Annotated in this window: 14 protein-coding genes and 1 pseudogene; 11 read left to right on the top strand and 4 right to left on the bottom strand. The window is 61.5% G+C overall.

The window, feature by feature from the left end; genetic code table 11:
* Positions 1-141: 141 nt before the first annotated feature.
* From FAA86_RS00930 to FAA86_RS00955, 6 genes and pseudogenes are all read left to right on the top strand, one after another.
* Positions 142-2,682: a methyl-accepting chemotaxis protein gene (locus FAA86_RS00930; RefSeq protein WP_136537953.1), complete on the top strand. Its 2,541-nt coding sequence runs from the start codon at positions 142-144 to the stop codon at positions 2,680-2,682.
* A 191-nt stretch (positions 2,683-2,873) separates the two neighbouring features.
* Positions 2,874-4,646, top strand: coding sequence for a sensor histidine kinase (locus tag FAA86_RS00935; RefSeq protein ID WP_136538317.1), 1,773 nt, complete (start codon positions 2,874-2,876; stop codon positions 4,644-4,646).
* Positions 4,643-5,992: a sigma-54-dependent transcriptional regulator gene (locus FAA86_RS00940; RefSeq protein WP_136537954.1), complete on the top strand. Its 1,350-nt coding sequence runs from the start codon at positions 4,643-4,645 to the stop codon at positions 5,990-5,992. Before FAA86_RS00935 ends, FAA86_RS00940 begins: the two co-directional genes overlap by 4 nt.
* Positions 5,993-6,213: 221 nt before the next feature.
* Positions 6,214-7,194, top strand: coding sequence for a tripartite tricarboxylate transporter substrate-binding protein (locus FAA86_RS00945; protein ID WP_136537955.1), 981 nt, complete (start codon positions 6,214-6,216; stop codon positions 7,192-7,194).
* A gap of 102 nt (positions 7,195-7,296) precedes the next feature.
* On the top strand, positions 7,297-7,758 hold the full coding sequence (locus FAA86_RS00950; RefSeq protein ID WP_113461854.1) for a tripartite tricarboxylate transporter TctB family protein: 462 nt from the start codon (positions 7,297-7,299) through the stop codon (positions 7,756-7,758).
* A gap of 12 nt (positions 7,759-7,770) precedes the next feature.
* Positions 7,771-9,173, top strand: a pseudogene (locus FAA86_RS00955) (tripartite tricarboxylate transporter permease).
* A gap of 53 nt (positions 9,174-9,226) precedes the next feature.
* Here FAA86_RS00955 and FAA86_RS00960 read toward each other — a convergent pair.
* Genes FAA86_RS00960 through FAA86_RS00970 form a run of 3 tightly spaced genes read right to left on the bottom strand, consistent with a single transcriptional unit; the run spans position 9,227 to position 12,379 of the window.
* Positions 9,227-10,327 carry an ABC transporter substrate-binding protein gene (locus FAA86_RS00960; protein WP_136537956.1) on the bottom strand — a complete coding sequence of 367 codons (1,101 nt, stop codon included), beginning with the start codon at positions 10,325-10,327 and terminating at the stop codon, positions 9,227-9,229.
* A complete protein-coding gene (locus FAA86_RS00965) occupies positions 10,324-11,715 on the bottom strand; it encodes a sensor histidine kinase (protein ID WP_136537957.1) in 1,392 nt (463 codons plus the stop codon). Before FAA86_RS00965 ends, FAA86_RS00960 begins: the two co-directional genes overlap by 4 nt.
* Positions 11,702-12,379, bottom strand: coding sequence for a response regulator transcription factor (locus FAA86_RS00970; protein WP_113461850.1), 678 nt, complete (start codon positions 12,377-12,379; stop codon positions 11,702-11,704). The genes FAA86_RS00965 and FAA86_RS00970 overlap by 14 nt, the downstream gene beginning before the upstream one ends.
* Positions 12,380-12,642: 263 nt before the next feature.
* Between FAA86_RS00970 and FAA86_RS00975 the strand changes: the two genes are divergently transcribed.
* The 4 genes from FAA86_RS00975 (at position 12,643) to FAA86_RS00990 (ending at position 16,892) form a co-directional block, all read left to right on the top strand.
* On the top strand, positions 12,643-13,617 hold the full coding sequence (locus FAA86_RS00975; RefSeq protein ID WP_246034968.1) for a Bug family tripartite tricarboxylate transporter substrate binding protein: 975 nt from the start codon (positions 12,643-12,645) through the stop codon (positions 13,615-13,617).
* 163 nt (positions 13,618-13,780) lie between these two features.
* Positions 13,781-14,239: a tripartite tricarboxylate transporter TctB family protein gene (locus tag FAA86_RS00980; RefSeq protein ID WP_136537958.1), complete on the top strand. Its 459-nt coding sequence runs from the start codon at positions 13,781-13,783 to the stop codon at positions 14,237-14,239.
* 29 nt (positions 14,240-14,268) lie between these two features.
* The gene (locus FAA86_RS00985; protein ID WP_136537959.1) at positions 14,269-15,789 is read left to right on the top strand and encodes a tripartite tricarboxylate transporter permease; all 1,521 of its coding nucleotides are present in this window, start codon (positions 14,269-14,271) and stop codon (positions 15,787-15,789) included.
* A gap of 176 nt (positions 15,790-15,965) precedes the next feature.
* Entirely contained in the window at positions 15,966-16,892 is a 927-nt protein-coding gene (locus FAA86_RS00990) for an ATP-grasp fold amidoligase family protein (RefSeq protein WP_246034969.1), read from the top strand.
* A 2-nt stretch (positions 16,893-16,894) separates the two neighbouring features.
* Here FAA86_RS00990 and FAA86_RS00995 read toward each other — a convergent pair whose 3' ends face one another.
* Entirely contained in the window at positions 16,895-17,128 is a 234-nt protein-coding gene (locus tag FAA86_RS00995) for a hypothetical protein (protein WP_136537960.1), read from the bottom strand.
* A 218-nt stretch (positions 17,129-17,346) separates the two neighbouring features.
* On the opposite strand from FAA86_RS00995, the gene FAA86_RS01000 reads away from it, so the two are divergent.
* Positions 17,347-18,087: an EAL domain-containing protein gene (locus tag FAA86_RS01000; protein ID WP_136537961.1), complete on the top strand. Its 741-nt coding sequence runs from the start codon at positions 17,347-17,349 to the stop codon at positions 18,085-18,087.
* Positions 18,088-18,129: the final 42 nt, after the last annotated feature.

Genomic DNA, 18,129 nt, shown 5'->3' on the forward strand with positions numbered 1-18,129 from the left:
AATTAGTTGCGTCTGCGACTTTAATAAGACGCATCTCATTAAGCTCATTTTAGTCTTCCTTGTCCATCTTTCATAGGATTCACGCATGGACGTCGACGAACATGAAAATGCTGTTCGTCAATGTCGGAGGAGACTGAAACCGTGTTCATTGACCGTATATTGTCGCGCTTTAACATCCAGACGAAGGTGCTGATCTTCATTCTGCCCTTCGTCATCAGCATTTCCGCCGTCGGATTCACGGGGCTCTATGCCTCCGGTCTGCTGCAAGGCCGGATCGAGATTTCCAACAGCGTGCTCAAATCGCTAAGCGGCTTCCGCGACGTCTCCGCCTCGATGAACAGTTTCCTCGCCGACACCACGGATGCAGCCAAGGCCGACCTGACGGGCCGGCTCGAGCAGCAGAAGCGGGATCTGGCGGCGACGCTCGCCCAGCTTCCTGCCGACGCCGACGGTCGCGGCGAACTCGAAGAGGCGCAGAAGCGGATCGATGACGTCTCCGCACATATCGAGACCCTCTGGAGCCTGCATGCCGCACAAACCGGGCTTGTGCAGTCGCTGCAGACGGGCACCGGCCAGATCGTGGCCTTCCAGGATCAGATCGCAACCGCCATGGTGACGCTCGACGAGGCCGTGCAGGCCGACGACGCGGCCGCCAAGACCATGCTGCGCGATGCCGAAAGCATTCGCAGCACCGGCACCTTCCTGACCGAAACCAATTCCGCCTTCACCAAGGCCAAGACCCCGGACGAGAAATTTGCCGTCATCGCCGGCCGGATCGATGAAATCATCGCGCGTCAGCAGGTGCTGGCGGCCGTCCTTCCGAAGGCGAACCAGTCTGCCGCCAAGACGCTCGACAAGATCGGCGGTGAACTGAAGACCGCACTTGCGGGCGGGGACCGGTCCGAGGCGGCCGTCACCGATGTCGCCGGCAAGCTGCGCAACTTCACGCAGCTCAACGCCTATCTCGGGCTTGCCGCCCAGCAGAAGATGAAGGACGCGACGATCAAGTTCGGTGAGCTCGACGCGCCGCTTGCCAAGGCACAGGCCGTCATCGCCGATGGACGCAGCCTGCAATCGGCCGGGTATGGCCTGCAGATCATGATGGCCCGCTTCCTGCTGGCCCCGACGGAAGAAAACAGGGCGCTGCTCGAGAACCAGTTTGCAGCGCTGAAGACTGCTATGGCGGCTCTTGAAAAGACCGCAGCCGATCAGCCGGATCTCGTTTCCGCGGCGCAGACCCTTGCGCCTGTCGTCGACCAGATGACGGCGGCCAGCGCCGAATTCGTCAAGGTCAGCGAAGACCGCAAGATCAGCTATGACCGCGCCGGTGCCGAGCTCAATGAAATCTGGAAGCAGCTGACAACCTTTGCGGAGATGCAGAAGGTCTCGGCAGGCCAGGAGCGCCAGGAGGCGAACTCGATCTCCATCGGTGCCACCGGGATCGGCATTCTCATCTCAATCTTCGCCGGCATCGGTCTGGTGCTCACCTTCAAGGGGCCGATCGGCCAGATCACCGGCGCCATGCGTCGCCTCGCCGAAGGCGTGCTCGACACCAAGATCACTGGTGAAGCCCGCGTCGATGAGATCGGCGAAATGGCGCGCGCCCTTGGCGTCTTCAAGCAGAATGCGCTGTCGAAGATCGAAATCGAAAGCCGCAGCGAGGCCGAACGTGCCCAGGCGGATGAAGAGCGCCGTCGCAACGATCTCGAGAAGCAGGAAATCGACCGCCAGATCGAGTTTGCCGTGAATTCGCTGGCGTCCGGTCTCGGTCGCCTGGCGAAGGGCGACATTTCCGAGACCATCGACACACCGTTCCATGGTCGCCTCGAGCAGCTGCGCAACGACTTCAACCAGTCGCTGGAACATCTGCAGAGCACGATGACGCAGATCCGCTCGAACACCTACATGATCCAGCGCAATGCTGCCGAGATGAGCAGCGCGGCAGACCAGCTCGCCAAGCGCACAGAGCAGCAGGCGGCCTCGCTCGAGGAGACGGCGGCCGCGGTCGACGAAATTACGGTGACCGTCAAGTCCTCGGCGGAGCGGGCCGAAGAGGCCAACAGCATCGTGGCCGACACCAAGGGCCGGGCCGATACCTCGTCCACGGTCGTTGCGAATGCGATCGACGCGATGGGGCGGATCGAGGATGCCTCAGCCCAGATCGTCCAGATCATCGACGTGATCGACGAGATTGCCTTCCAGACCAATCTCCTGGCGCTCAATGCCGGCATCGAAGCCGCCCGTGCCGGAGAAGCCGGCAAGGGTTTTGCCGTCGTTGCCCAGGAAGTGCGTGAACTTGCCCAGCGTTCGGCCGGTGCTGCCCAGCAGATCAAGGACCTGATCCACAAGTCGAGCACGGAAGTCTCTTCCGGTGCGAAACTCGTGCAGCAGACAGGCGCAGTGCTTGCCGAGATCTCGGCCAATATCATCACCGTCGCCGACCGCGTCTCGGTCATTGCCATGGCGAGCCGCGACCAGTCGAATGCGCTGGCCGAGGTCAATTCCTCCGTCAACGAGATGGATCAGATGACCCAGCGGAATGCCGCCATGGTCGAGGAAACCAATGCCGCGACCCGCCAGCTGGCGGACGAGGCAGATGCACTGATGCAGCTCGTCAACCAGTTCAAGCTCGCGCCGGAAACCCGCCGCCAGTCGTCGGCGCCTGCGCATCGCGCTGCCTGATTGCGAAGCCGCGCCATTCCACCACAAGCCGCCGGTCATGTCAGGCCGGCGGTTTTTTCGTGCCTGACAGACCGTAATGGCAAGCCGGCTTGGAAAGCCGCTTTTGGGCCGCTATCCTTCCCTCACGGAGGAGCGCAGATTTGACGATCGGATTGGTACCACCCGCACGGCGACTGGCCGCGGCCCGGCGCATGATCATCGCGCTCGTCGTGGTTCTGATGGCTGCGAGCCTTGCCTTGCTCACCGTCGGCAATCGGCTGATCACGCGCAATGTCATGGAAGAAGCCTCGCTGCAGGCCAACAGCGCCCTGCGGCTTGCGGCGTCGGCCCTTGCCGGTCATCTCAGCCGCTATGAGACCTTGCCGGCGCTGATCGCGGATCACGATGACATGAAGGAGCTGGTGCTCGACCCCGCCAATCCGGCGCTTCGGGACGCGGCCAATTATTATCTCAAGGAGATCAACGCGCTGCTCGAATCCTCCGACATCTATGTGATGACGATGGACGGCAACACGATTGCAGCCAGCAATTTCGACGGAACGGCGAGCTTCGTCGGCGAGAACTTCAGCTATCGCCCCTATTTCTACGAAGCGGCCGCCGGCAAGCAGGCGCGCTTCTATGCGCTCGGAACGACTTCGGCGAAGCGCGGCTACTATTTCTCCTCACCGATCGAGGTGAACGGCGCCGTGCGCGGCGTCATCGCCTTCAAGGTCGATATCGAGGACATCGAGACGTCCTGGCGGGGTGGCGAATACAAGATCCTCGTCCACGACCCCGAGGGCATCATCTTCATGACCGGCAATCCGGAATGGCTTTATGCCTCGGTGCTGCCGCTCACGCCCGAGCGGCTGGAGCGGACAAGCGCCTCCCGACGCTATTCCGACGCCGTTCTGCGGGAATTGCCGATCAAGCGCGGCGCGCTGGACGACCATCTCCTGATGACCGTCACGCAGGATGATGGAAAGCGCGAGTATCTGGTGCTCGAGCAATATATGCCGGACGCCGACTGGACCGTGAAAGTGCTCTTCGACACGGGCACCATCCATGCACAGGCCCGCACCACGCTCATTGCCATTCTGCTCTCGCTTTGCCTCTTCGGCCTCGGGCTGGCCGTCGTCATCCAGCGACGCGCCCGGCTGCAGGAACAGATGCATATGCAGATCGAGGCTCAGGCCGAACTCGAGCGCCGGGTCGAAGAGCGGACGGCGGATCTGGCGCGCGTGAACCTGCAATTGCGGCAGACCCAGGCGGATCTCATTCAGGCTGGCAAGCTTGCCGGCCTCGGCCAGATGTCGGCTGCCCTGTCGCACGAGTTCAACCAGCCGCTGGCTGCGGCCAAGACCTATGCCGATAGCGCGACGATGCTGATCGACCGGAACAGGGTATCGGAAGCGCGCGACAATCTGGGCCGCATTTCCAGCCTGATCGACCGGATGGCTTCGATCTCGCGGCACCTGCGCAATTTCGCGCGCAAACCGAACGAGAAGCTTGGGCCGATTTCGATCGAAGAAGTGGTGCGCGAAACGCTGGAGATCGTCTCTGCCCGGCTCGGAACCGCCGATGCCAGCCTCTCGCTCCATTTCGATCCGGGCTTGCCGCCGGTGAAGGGCGGGCCGGTTCGTCTTCAGCAGGTGCTGGTCAACATCCTGACCAATGCCTGCGACGCGGTGGAAGGTCTCGACGATCGAGAGATCGCGCTTACGGCGCGGCGGGAGCAGGGGCGGGTGGTGATCGAAATCGCCGACCGCGGTCCCGGCGTGCCCCCAGCCATTGTCGAGCGCATCTTCGATCCCTTCTTCACCACCAAGGGCGTGGGCAAGGGGCTTGGTCTCGGGCTTTCGATTTCCTACAACATCATCAAGGATTTCGGCGGCAGCCTGACGGTCGGGCAGCGAGAGGGCGGAGGCGCACTCTTCCGCATCGAACTCCTGGAAGCGGAAGCATTGAACGAGGCGGCGGAATGAGTTCAGGACAGGTCTTGCTCGTCGATGACGAGGAGGAGCTGCGCTTCTCCACCAGCCAGGCGCTCGAACTGCACGGCCTGCAGGTCAAGGCCTTCTCCTCGGGCGAAGAAATCCTCTCGCGTGTCGGTTTCGGCTTCGATGGTGTCGTCGTGTCCGACATTCGCATGCCGGGCATGGATGGAATGACGCTGCTGCACCGGATCCGGGAGCTCGATCACGAGATCCCGGTCATTCTGTTGACCGGTCACGGCGAGGTGCAGCTGGCGGTCAAGGCAATGCGGGAAGGCGCCTACGACTTCATCGAAAAGCCGTTCGCGAGCCAGGCCTTGGCCGGCGTTGTGCGTCATGCGCTCGACCGCCGGTCACTTGTCCTGGAAAACCGGCGGCTTCGGGCGGTCGCGGGCAAGCGGGACGATATCGAGACCAGGCTTCCGGGGCGCACGCCCATCATGGTCGATCTGCGCTACCGCGTTCGCGCGATCGGTGCGACGGAGGCGGATGCGCTGATCATCGGCGAAACGGGTGCGGGCAAGGAGGTTGTGGCGCGCAGCCTTCATGATGTCAGCGCGCGATCGAAGGGGCCGTTTCTCGCGATCAACTGCGCCTCGCTGCCGGAGACACTGATCGAGAGCGAGCTCTTCGGCCATGAAGCGGGTGCATTTCCCGGCGCAATCCGCGCCCGCTACGGCAAGTTCGAACATGGGCGTGGCGGCACGATTCTGCTCGATGAAATCGGCTCGATGCCATTCGATCTTCAGGCGAAGTTTTTGCGCGTCCTCCAGGAACGGACGATCACGCGGCTTGGGTCTAACGAGACGGTGCCGCTCGATGTTCGCTTTCTTGCGACGAGCAAGGTGGATCTCGAAAGCGAGGTCGCAGCCGGACGTTTCCGCGCAGACCTTTTCTACCGCCTCAACGTCGTGACGCTGCGCGTTCCGTCGCTTGCGCAGCGACGGCCGGATATTCCGCTGCTCTTCCTCCACCTGGTGCGCGAGGCCTGCGCCCGCTACGGCCGCGACGACATGGAAGTCGATCCGGAAATCCTGTCGGAAATTGCCGAGCGCGATTGGCCGGGCAATGTACGCGAGCTCCGAAACGCTGCCGACCGGCTGGTCCTCGGCATCGAGACCGGGCTCGATAGTTCGGCAGGTTTTGAAACTATTCATTCGCGCCTTGCGGACAAGGTTGCGGCTTATGAAAAGCAATTGATTGCGAATGCTATCACAGCCCATGGTGGGGCGCTGCGGCCGGTCTATGAGCAGCTCGGAATATCGCGCAAGACCCTTTATGAAAAGATGCAGAAGTACGGGCTAGACAAGAGTCTTGCCCTTGATGCTCGGGATTAGAGATTTCGCCAGACCTCGGCGTGCGGGAATGGGTGGAGATCCACACATGTTTTCTCGCGCTTGGGCGGGAATCTACCCATGCTGCGGTGCGACGTGTGAGAAAAGATCGATAGTCGCGATACGTCCTGATTGTGAGGTCAGTGCACCTGGACAAGATCTCTCCCATCCAGTGCCGGCGGGAGGAGCCGAACCGGCAGGATATATTCAACCGGGAGGCTTTCATGACTTTCTTCAAGTCGCTCTTCAGCGCGACCGCCATTACGGCAACCTTTATCGCAGCATCCGCGTCTGCCCAGACCTACCCCGAGCGTTCGATCACCATGGTGGTCCCGTTCGCAGCAGGCGGCCCGACGGATACCGTCGCGCGTCTCGTTGCCGAGTCAATGTCCAAGGATCTGGGTCAGCAGGTGCTCGTCGAGAATGTCGGCGGTGCTGGCGGAACCCTGGGTGCTGGTCGTGTCGCCAGTGCGGAGCCGGATGGTTACACCGTGCTCTTGCACCACATCGGAATGGCGACCAGTGCAACTCTCTACCGCAAGCTCGCCTATGATCCGCTCAATGCTTTCGACTACGTCGGCCTTGTCACCGAAGTTCCGATGACCATCGTCGCGCGTAAGGACTTCGAGCCTGCCGATCTCAAGGGACTGGTCGAATACGTTAAGGCCAACAAGGATCAGGTCACGGTTGCGAATGCCGGCATCGGCGCTGCCTCGCACTTGTGCGGCATGCTGTTCATGAGCCAGATCGAGACCTCTCTCGTCACCGTGCCGTACAAGGGTACCGGACCTGCCATGACCGACCTGCTCGGCGGCCAGGTGGACATCATGTGTGACCAGACCACCAACACGACGAAGCAGATCCAGGGTGGCACAATCAAGGCCTATGCGGTCACCTCGCCGGAACGTCTGTCGGTCCTGCCCGATGTCCCAACAGCAGCCGAAGGCGGTCTCAATGACTTCCAGGTCGGTATCTGGCACGGCGTCTATACCCCGAAGGGCACTCCGCCGGAGGCGATCGAAAAGCTAACCGCGTCGTTGCAAAAAGCGCTCAAGGACGAGAATGTCGTGGCACGCTTCGCCGAGCTCGGGACCGCTCCGTCGCCAGAGGCAGATGTCACACCTGAGGCTCTGAAGGCCAAGCTCGAAGGTGAGATCGCCCGCTGGAAGCCTGTCATCGAGGCAGCTGGTCAGTACGCCGACTGATCGAGAAAAGCTTCAGGCGGACCCGGTTTCGTGATCGGGTCCGCGCTTTTTGGCGTCGGTCGGGATTCCTCTGGCCGTCCGCGTGTTTTGTCGGGGGACATTATGAAATCCTTACGCTTCGACACGGCAAACCTCCTGTGTGGTCTGCTGTTCATCGGGTTTGGCCTCTTCTTCGCCATTCAATCCTTGTCGTTGGAACTCGGAACCGCGTTCCGTATGGGGCCGGGTTACTTTCCGCTGGTCCTTGCAGGCGTCCTAACCCTGCTCGGCATCGTTATTCTTGTTCAGTCCGTGAAGGTCACGGGCGAGGTTATCGGCGCTATCGCCTGGCGTGGCATGTTGTTCATTCTGCCAGCGCCGATCGTGTTTGGCCTGCTCGTGCGCGGGGCCGGCTTCGTACCCGCACTGTTCGTTGCCGCCTTCATTGCAAGCTTCGCTTCCGAGCGACTGCGCGTGCCAGCCGCACTTGCGCTTGCTACGGGCATCACGCTTTTCTCGGTCCTCGTGTTCAGCTACGGCCTCGGCCTGCCCTTCGAACGCTTCGGCCCTTGGTTCCGGTTCTGAGGACGCACAGCCATGGACTTCATCAGTAATCTGGCCCTCGGCTTTTCGACGGCCGGCTCCGTCGAGAACCTCTTCTTCTGCCTCATCGGGGTCATCCTGGGAACCCTGATCGGTGTTCTCCCCGGTATCGGTGCGACTGCGACGATCGCCATGCTGCTGCCGATCACCTTCCAGCTGGAGCCCGTCTCCTCGCTCATCATGCTGGCCGGCATCTACTACGGCGCGCAGGAGCAGCACTTGCCATCGCCGCAATCGGCTCGTTCTTTGCTGGCACTGTCTCCACTTTTCTGGTCGCGATCTTCGCACCGCCACTGACTGCCATCGCGCTGGAGTTCGGCGCCGCCGAATACTTCTCTTTGATGATTGTCGGTCTCGTCTCCTCAATCGCGCTCGCACATGGTTCGATCATCAAGGCGCTGGCCATGGTCGCACTGGGCCTCCTGCTCGGTCTTGTCGGCACGGACATCTATTCCGGCACGCCTCGCTTCACGATGGGCATCACGGAATATGCAGATGGCCTCAATTTTGTCGCGGTCGCGGTCGGCGTCTTCGGCATCGCCGAAATCCTCCGAAACCTGGAAAGTGATCGCAATCGGACTGTCCTGATGACCAAGGTCAGCGGGCTCATGCCCACACGCGAGGATTTCAGGCGTCTGGTTGGGCCGGTGCTGCGCGGTACGGGTATCGGCTCAGCCCTCGGAATCCTGCCGGGTGGCGGCGCTATCCTCGCCTCCTTCGCCTCATACACCGTCGAAAAACGCATGGCGAAAAACCCGCAGGAGTTTGGTCACGGTGCGATTGAAGGTGTAGCAGGTCCCGAGTCAGCCAATAATGCGGGTGCGCAGACCTCATTCATTCCTCTGCTGACCCTCGGTATTCCGGCCAATCCTGTCATGGCGCTGATGGTGGGTGCGATGATCATCCAGGGAATTGTGCCCGGCCCAAATGTCGCCACTGAACAGCCGGCGTTGTTTTGGGGCATCATCGCCTCGATGTGGATCGGCAACCTGATGCTGCTGGTCTTGAACCTGCCGTTGATCGGGCTGTGGGTTAAACTTCTGACCATCCCGTATTACGTCCTCTTCCCGATCATCATGGCCTTCTGCTCGATCGGGGTCTACAGCGTCAACGGCAATATCTACGACCTCTATGCCGTCGCTTTCTTCGGACTCATCGGCTACGCGCTGGTCAAGCTTCGTTGCGAGCCGGCCCCTTTGCTGCTCGGGTTCGTTCTTGGTCCGCTGCTTGAAGAGAATCTGCGCCGCGCCATGATCCTGTCGCGGGGCGATCCGACGACCTTCATCACGCGTCCGATCAGTGCAACGCTGCTCTTGATCGCGCTGGCAGTGCTCATCGTCGTCTTCCTCCCGAGCGTGAAGAAGAAGCGCGAAGAAGTCTTCCAAGAAGAAGACTGAGTTCTGTCGCCTGGTGCACTGAAAGGCTGGCGGCGTCGCCGGCCTTTCTATCGTTAGCGCGCACCGGGCGCAAAAAGCGATGTCCAGTTGCGGATGAATTCCTCGCGGGTTGCGCGATCCTGAGCGGCGAGGAGGGCGGGGCCGACGCGGATGGGGCGACCGATGCCGGATTCGATGAGCGACATGGGGCCGTCCACACCGGGGGGCAGGGGGGAATTTTCCGAGAAGTAGAAGGCTTCCTCCTGCGCCACCTTCTGTCCGCGGGGCGAGAGCAGATAATCGAGGAAACGCTGCGCCAGGGCTGGATTGGGCGCAAGATCAGGAATGAGGGCGCCGCGCGACAGGATCAGCGCATAGTCGCGCGGGATGACAACCCGCAGGTCCGGATTGCGCTGGGCGGCCGCGTAGGCATAGGACCCGAGCACGTTATAAGCGATCAGCAGCCGGCCGCTGGCAATCTGGCCCAGCACCTCGCTGTTGCAGCAGCGGGTCACGACATCCGCACGGCTGAAGCTTTCCAGAAGACGGCCGTAGGTCGTCGGTGCCTGTAGCGCATCGTGAAAAGCGAGGAGATACCCGATGCCCGAGGCGCGCACGTCATAGGTGCCAATGCGGTTGCGGTAGACGTCCGGCTTGGACCTCAGCAGTTCGGCAATTTCCACATGCGAGCGCGGCACGTCTTCCGGCGGCACGCGCTCACCGTCATAGACGATCACGGCGGGTTCGAAGGTGAAGCCGAAGACCTCGTCGCGCCAGTTGGCCCAGTCGGCCACGCGCTCGGTCTCGGGCGATCGATATTCCTGCGCACAGCCGTCATTGGCCAGCTTGACGAGTTGGTCGACCGAGGAAGAGAGCAGCAGATCGCCATAGGCGAGCTGGTTTGCGCAGGCGTCTTCCGCTTCCTTGAAGAGGTCGTTGGTGACGTAGTCGTTGAACTCCACGGTCACGTCAGGCGCAAGACGCTGGAAGTCGATAATGAGCGGCCTCATCGCTTCGACATCGGTGGCACCACGGATGACCAGGCGCGCGCGTTCGGCCGCCGCTGCTGGGAATACCGTCTGCTCTCCCTCGAGGGCGAAAGCGGGCAGAGCGGTGGTCGCGAGAAGGCTCGCTGCGAGAAGAAGCAGTGACTTCAATTTACGACGAGCGGTCATGCACCCTCCCTCTGCATGAGAGGCAGTTCGAGCACGACGGTGAAGCCGCGCTCCTCGGTTTTCTCACGGAAGGAGAGGGCGCCCCGAAGGGCGCCCGCCACTTCGGATGCGATGGCAAAGCCCAGGCCGGAGCTGCCTTCGCCCGATTTGGATGAGACAAAGCGCTGCGTCACATGCGACCAGTCCGCGGGCGGAATTCCCGGACCGTCGTCTTCGACCTCCACCAGGCCGAAATTGCCTCGCCGCACGACCCGGACTTCGAGTTTCGAAAGTGTGCCGTGCCGCAGGGAGTTGTCGATGATGTTGACGATCGCCTCCCGTAGGCTGAGGCCGTCGCCCAGAATGGTGAGCGTCTCGTCGGGGGCTTCGAAGGAGACGACGGTATCCGGGTCGATGGTGATCGGCACTGCCGCTCTAAAGGCCTTGCGGGCGACATCGGTCAGATCGAGCGGAAACAGCTGAACGGATTCGAAGCGATGGATGACCATGGCGTGGTTCAGAAGCTGCGTCGTGAAGCGCGCGAGTTCGTTCGTCCGGTCGCGGACGCGGTTCAAGTGACGGCGGTCGGGCTCGGAGAGAGCTTCCTCGTCGATCAGGCTGACTTGTGCCGACAGGGCTGTCAGCGGTGTCCGGAGCTGATGGGCGCTGTCTGCGATGAAACGCTGCAGCACCTTCAACCGTTCGTCGAGACGACGCATGAAGTGATTGATCGAGTCGACGAAGGGCACCAGTTCACGCGGTACTTCCACCGCAATCGGCGTCAGATCCTGGGAGTCCCGTCGCCGCAGCGTGTCGCCGAGGGCATCCAGCGGACGCAGCGAATAACGAACGGCGAGAACGGTGCCGGCCAGCGCAAGCAGGCTCATGATCGCGACGAGGATCAGAGCGCGGGTGGTCAGTTCCGTCGTCAGGGCCTGGCGGGCCTCCGTCGTCTGAGCGATCAACACATGCGCCCAGCCGCCGATGCTCGGATCGGAGATGGCGCGACTGGCCTGGACGACACGCACGGGCTGGTTCCGATAGCGGCTCGTCTCGAACTTCGGCGCGTTCAGTGCCGTGTCTCGCGGGGTCTGTGCGCCGAGGTCCTCGTAGCCGGTCAAGGTGCTGCCATCCGGGGCGATGACCCGGTAGAAAATCCGATCGCGCGAGGCGAGGCCCAGCAGCTCGAAGGCGCTGGGGGGCAGGTTCACGGCGATCCTGCCGTCGTCGACGACGAGAGATTCGAGGATCTGGATCGCTGCACCCTGCAGCAGGCGGTCATAGGCCTGGTCGGCTGCCGCGCGGGCGTAAAACCAGGCGGCAGTCATCAGGATGGCAGCTCCGCCCGCCAGAACGAGAGCCACGCGCAGGACGAGCCGGGAGAAAAGGGACGGCTTAGTCCTCTGCATCGGACACCAGCTGATACCCTGTTCCGCGTACCGTCACGATCCGGGCTTTCGCACCTTCGAGCTTCTTGCGGAGCCGGCCGACATAAAGCTCGATCGCATTCGGTCCGGCCGCCTCGTCGAAGCCGAACATCTGGTCGAGAAGCTGCTCCTTGCTGAAGATGCGTCCCGGACGGCTTGCCAGGATCTCCAGCAGGGTCATCTCGCGACGCTTCAACTGCACCTCGCGCTTGCCGACCCTGACAGAACGCTGGGAACGGTCGAGCAGCACGTCGCCGCAGACGATGATGTTCGTGGCTTCGCCACCGCTGCTCCGGCGCATAAGCACACGGGCACGAGCTTCGAGTTCACGGAAATCGAAGGGTTTGACAAGGTAATCGTCGGCACCGAGATCGAGAGCGCCGACCCGGTCGTCGATCTCCGATCGCGCGGTCAGGACCAGCACCGGCACGGGGTTCTTGTTCTGCCGCAGGCGCTTCAGGATCGAGAAGCCATCGAGGCCCGGCAGCATGACGTCGAGAATGACGAGATCATACTCCGTGAAGTCGAGGATATCGGAAGCCGCACGGCCATCCGTCTGCCAGTCGACCGTATGGCCGATGGTCTCAAAGCGGCGGCTGATCGCCTCGCCCACATCGAGCGTGTCTTCCACCAGAAGGATGCGCATGGAAAAACGGTGGCATGTCTCGGGTCCGCGATCAAGCGACCGGCTGCAGGCTGCTGCGACTGTTAACGGGTTTGACAGGATCGTGACAGGATTGAGGCCTATCAATGTCGGCACCGGCATAGGGAGAGAGCTTAAGCCGGTACTGGGGAGGATCCCATCGCGATCGCCACAAGGAACACGCGGACACAGGTCCTGCGTGAGCGCTCTTGTCATGGCTTGCGCTGGGATTGTCCGAGAAACGCTCAGACATTCGGGAGAGAATGATGATCCGCAACACGATGAAATTTCTGGCCGGCGCGGCCCTGATCGGCCTTGCTGCCGCCACCGCTGCCGTTGCCGAACCGACGAAGCCGGAATGCCTGGCCGGTGCCAAGCCGGGCGGCGGTTTCGACCTGACCTGCCGACTGGCTGCCAATGCCCTGCTGGAAACCAAGCAGATCAGCCAGCCGATGGCCGTCACCTATATGGAAGGCGGCGTTGGCGCCGTGGCCTATAACCACGTCATCTCGAAGCGTGCCAGCGATCCGAACCTGATCACGGCTGCCTCGTCCGGCTCGGCCCTGCTGCTCGCCCAGGGCAAGTTCGGCCAGTACGATGAAAGCGCCGTCCGTTGGCTGGGTGCACTCGGCGCCGACTTCGGTGTGATCGTCGTCAATGCCGACTCGCCCTACAAGACGATGGCTGATCTGGTCGCTGCTTATAAAGCCGACCCGACCACCTTTGCGATCGCCGGCGGCGGTGCCGTTGGTTCGCAGGACTGGATGAAGGGCTCGCTGATCGCCAAGGCTGCAGAACAGGATCCGAAGTCGATGCGCTACGTCGCGCTGGAAGGCGGCGGCGCCGTTCTGACCGCTCTCGAAGGCGGCCATGTGCAGGTCGGCTCCGGCGATGCTGCCGAAATGGGCAAGCATCACCTCGCCGGCAAGGTCCGCATTCTCGCCGTCATGTCGCCCGAGCGCCTGCCGGGTGAACTGAAGGACATCCCGACTGCCAAGGAGCAGGGTTATGACATCGAGTGGCCCGTCTGGCGCGGCTACTATGTCGGCAAGGACGTTTCCGACGCGGATTACGACTGGTGGGTCAAGGCCTTCGACGCCATGAGCAAGACGCCTGAATTCGCCAAGGAGCGCGACGCTCGCGGTCTGTTCGAATTCACCATGCTCGGCAAGGACTTCGATGATCGCGTCAAGAGCGACGTGGCGAAGTTCAAGGTCATGGCGAAGGAAGCCGGCTTCTGATCCCGCTTGCGGTGCGGCCGTGTCCGGCCGCATCGCCCCCTCCGCGCCGAGTGGCTGCGGAGCAGCAAAATCAACGCATGCCGCGGCTTTTGGCTGAAGGCATCACGTCCTTGGATGATCCGGCGCTTGCCAGCGACCGCAGCTCCGTGTGCGAGGAAAACTAATGTCGGAAAACACGAGAACCCACCAGTTGATCGGCCGTATCAGTGCGCTGGTCCTGTTCCTGCTCGCCGTCGCCTATGGCATCGGCGGCAGCATGATCGAATATGCCTTTTCGTCCGATCCGCTCGGACCGCGCTTCGTGCCGGTGATGCTCGCCATACTGCTTGGCCTGTTCACCCTGATCTATCTGAAGTTTCCGGGAACCGTCGAAGGCTTCCCCACCGGCAATGCGCTGGTGCGCGTGCTTGCCGTTCCCGTCACGCTCATCGTCAGTGTGGCCCTGATGGAGCCGCTCGGCTTTGCAATCTCGATCTTCCTGTTGACCACGGTGGTCGGATGGATCTTCGGCGCATCGCCCAAGCTCTCGCTGGTCGGCGGCGTCGTGCATGCGGCCATCTGGTGGTTCATCTTCTCCTTCTTGCTCGAGGTCTACCTCCCGACCGGCGCCATTTTCGGCTGACCGTCGGCAAGACCTGAAAGGACAATTCCATGAGTTTCGAATATCTGTGGCATGGCTTCGGCGTTGCCCTCACGGGCCAGAACCTGCTGATCGGGTTCATCGGTTGCTTCATCGGCACGCTCGTCGGCGCACTTCCGGCCATCGGTCCGATCAACGGCATCGCACTGCTGATGCCGATAGCCTATTCGATGGGCCTTCCGGCTGAAAGCACCATGATCCTGCTCGCCTCGGTCTATCTCGGCGCAGAATATGGTGGCCGCATTTCGTCCATCCTGCTGAACGTGCCTGGCGATGCCGGTGCCGTCATGACGGCCATGGATGGTTATCCGATGGCCCGCCAGGGCCGCGCCGGTGAAGCGCTTGCGCTCTCGGGCATTGCCTCCTTCGTCGGCGGCACGCTCGGTGTTATCGGCCTTGCCTTCTTCGCCCCGGTACTTTCAGGCCTCGCGATCGGCTTTGGTCCTGCCGAGTATTTCGTGCTGATGGTCTTCGCCTTTGCGACCCTCGGCTCGATGGTTGGTTCGCAGCCGGTCAAGACGCTGATCGGCTGTACGCTCGGCCTGATGCTGGCAACGGTCGGTCTCGATGCGACCTCGGGCGCTTATCGTTTCACCTTCAACGAGCCTGAGCTTGGCGACGGCATCGAATTCGTCACGCTGGTCATTGGCCTGTTCTCGATCTCTGAGGCCATGCTGATCCTCGAGCATCAGACCAAGGGCTCCACCGTGATCCGCGAGCTCGGTCGCATGACCGCGCGGATGTCGGATGTGGTAAAGTGCACGGGCACCATGCTGCGCGGTTCAGTCATCGGCTTCGTCGTCGGCATTCTGCCGGGGACTGGCGCCTCGGTGTCGAGTGCCGTCTCCTACACAACCGAAAAGCGGATCTCCGACACGGAAGGCACGTTCGGCAAGGGCGATGTTCGCGGTCTCGCAGCGCCTGAATCCGCCAACAACGCGACGGCCGCTGGCGCCTTCGTTCCGATGCTGACGCTCGGTGTTCCGGGTTCGGGCACCACCGCCGTCATGATGGGCGCGCTGATGCTCTACAACATCCAGCCCGGTCCGATGCTGCTCGCCGAACGCCCGGAAATCGTCGGCGGTCTTGTGGCCTCGCTCTTCGTCGGCAACTTCATCCTGCTCGCGCTGAACCTGCCGCTCGTGAACATCTTCGCCCGCGTGCTCACCATGCCGAACTGGATCCTCGTGCCTGGCATCCTGGTGCTCTCGGTCATCGGCGTCTATTCCACCCATGCCTCGATCTTCGCGATCTACCTGATGCTGGCGATCGGCATCGCCGGATGGCTCCTGCGCAAGGCCGGTTTCGACATGGCGCCGATCATTCTCGGCTTCGTGCTCGGCAAGGTGATGGAAGTGAACTTGCGCAACGCGCTGGCCATCAGCGGTGGCGACATTGCCATCCTGTTCCAGAGCAAGATCTCGCTGGTCCTTTGGACGCTCGCTGTCGCCGTCGCGGTTCTGCCGATGCTGCTTGGCTGGCGTGCGAAGCGCCGTCGTGCCCTGGCCGCCGCGGAATCGGCAGCCCAATAAAAAAAACGATGCCGGCAACCTCTGCCGGCCTTCTCCTGATCCTCCCCGGACGCGCCGCGCTCTGCTCTGCAGACGCGGCGTTTTCCGTTCGGAAGCCGCAATTCAGGGCTTCCGGTTAACTCGACGATAAACCGGGGCCTCTAAAGTTCGCCGCAACAGGGAACGGAGAGGGCGTCTTGGCAGAGGAACAGAAGGAAAGCTTCATCCGGGCTGGTTATGACCAGAACTCGTTTCGTTATCTGATGAAGCGCATCTTCTGGCGCCTGATCGCGCCCTTGCCGGACAAGCCCTACGTCCAGCTGAAATTCTGGAGCATTAAGGGGGAGTGGCCTGATGTCGACCACCCCAAGACGTTTTCGGAGAAGGTGCAGTATCGCAAGATCCATGACCGCAATCCGCTTTATGGCACGCTCGTCGACAAGCTGGCGGTGAAGGATTATGTCGCTGAAAAGGTCGGGGCAGCCCATGTGATCCCGACCTATTGGGCCGGCACAAACCTATCTGAGGTCGACTGGTCGAAGATCTCGCTGCCGGCTGTGATCAAGCCGAACCATGCGAGCGGCCTCGGGGAATTCCTCTATACGCCAGAGGACGTCAGAAGGCTCAAGCAAAACGATCCCTGCGCCGAATGGCTTGCAATCGATCACGCCCGCTACAACAGGGAATGGGCTTACTCGCAGGTCGACCGGAAGGTCGTCATCGAGCAGATGCTGAGCAAGGACGGCGGCATTCCCTGGGATTATCGCTGCTTCGTCTTCAACGGCCGACTGTCGCATATCATCATCGACACCCGCACGGACGACCAGGGCTATTCCGCGACCTATTCCCGGGAGTGGGAGCGTCTGCCGTTTTACGATCCGGATTATTACCCGCCCTATCCGGAGGAAATTCCGCGGCCTGAGCAACTGGACCTGATGGTATCCCTGTCAGAAAAGATCGGTCGCGATCTCGATTTCGTCCGCGTCGATCTCTTCGATACGGGGGACAATCTTTATGTGGGAGAGCTCACACTTTATCCCGGCGGCGGTTTTGAAGCTTTCGAGCCGCCGGAATATGATCGCCTCATCGGCGACAAGTGGCAGGTCGCCAAGAGCGCCGGTTGATATCAGGCCGGCTGCAATCCAGCTTGTGCATGCATGGCGGCCATGGCCTCGGTCGGCGGCGCCTGCATGGCTTCAATCAGCGATGCCATGATCGCCGTTCGCAACGCATAGGTGTTGGCGGTGGTTTTCTTGTGGTCCAGTCTCTGGGCGGCGACGACCAGATTGGCCCCTTGCTGCATTACAATCTGCTGAGCCCTGATCATTGCCCAGGTCTCGATATCGATCTGTTCCTGCATGTCCGCATCCCCAGCTAAGTCATTTAGCCCGCGAGGCTTTCTCGAATCGCCTCACTCTCAACAATATTCGATTATCCAGATTCGTTAAACAAGGTAACCAAAAAAGGTCATGAATTGATCTCTTGCCCGGTTGCCAAATTCAAAACCACCCGCGTAGCAGCCTTCAGGCTTCCTTAAGATGGTTGTGGTGTATTACCGCTTTCACCCTAGGAGGAAGTATGACCTGCCAAGGTTGCACGAACGGAGCTGCCTTTGGCTCCAGCTTCACGATGGCTTTCCAACCCATCATGGATACCCGTCGTGGTGCGGTCTTCGCCCATGAAGCACTGGTCCGCGGTTCCGACGGTAGCGGTGCGGGATCTGTTCTGTCTCTCGTTGACCCCAACAACCGCTATGCCTTCGATCAGCAGTGTCGGGTGCGCGCCATCGAGCTTGCCGCACAGCTCTTCCCACGGGACGAGATGCCCCATCTGTCGATCAATTTCATGCCGAATGCGGTCTATGAACCGCGGGCCTGTATCCGGCAGACGCTGGAAACGGCCAGACGCACGGATTTCCCGCTCGACCGGATCATCTTTGAATTCACCGAAGTCGAAAAGCTTGATACCGCGCATCTGCTCAACATCCTGAAGAGCTATCGCGAAATCGGTTTCAAGACGGCGATCGACGATTTCGGCGCCGGTTATTCCGGGCTCAACCTTTTGACGCGTTTCCAGCCTGATATCGTCAAGCTGGACATGGATCTGATCCGGGGCATCGATATCGACAGGGTCAAGCAGATCGTGGTGAGCCGCACGCTGGACATGCTGCGCGATCTTGGCGTCACGGCCGTTTGTGAAGGTGTCGAGACGGCGGGGGAACTCGAGGTTCTCAGAGATCTCGGTGTGGATCTGCTCCAGGGCTACTTCATCGCTCGCCCGACCTTCGAGGGACTGAGCCCCATCTCGCTTGCGGCTTGACCTCAGACCGAGAGATGAAGAAAGGGCCGCCATCAAGGCGGC

Source organism: Rhizobium rosettiformans W3, assembly GCF_004912135.1.
Taxonomy (GTDB): Bacteria; Pseudomonadota; Alphaproteobacteria; order Rhizobiales; family Rhizobiaceae; genus Allorhizobium; species Allorhizobium rosettiformans.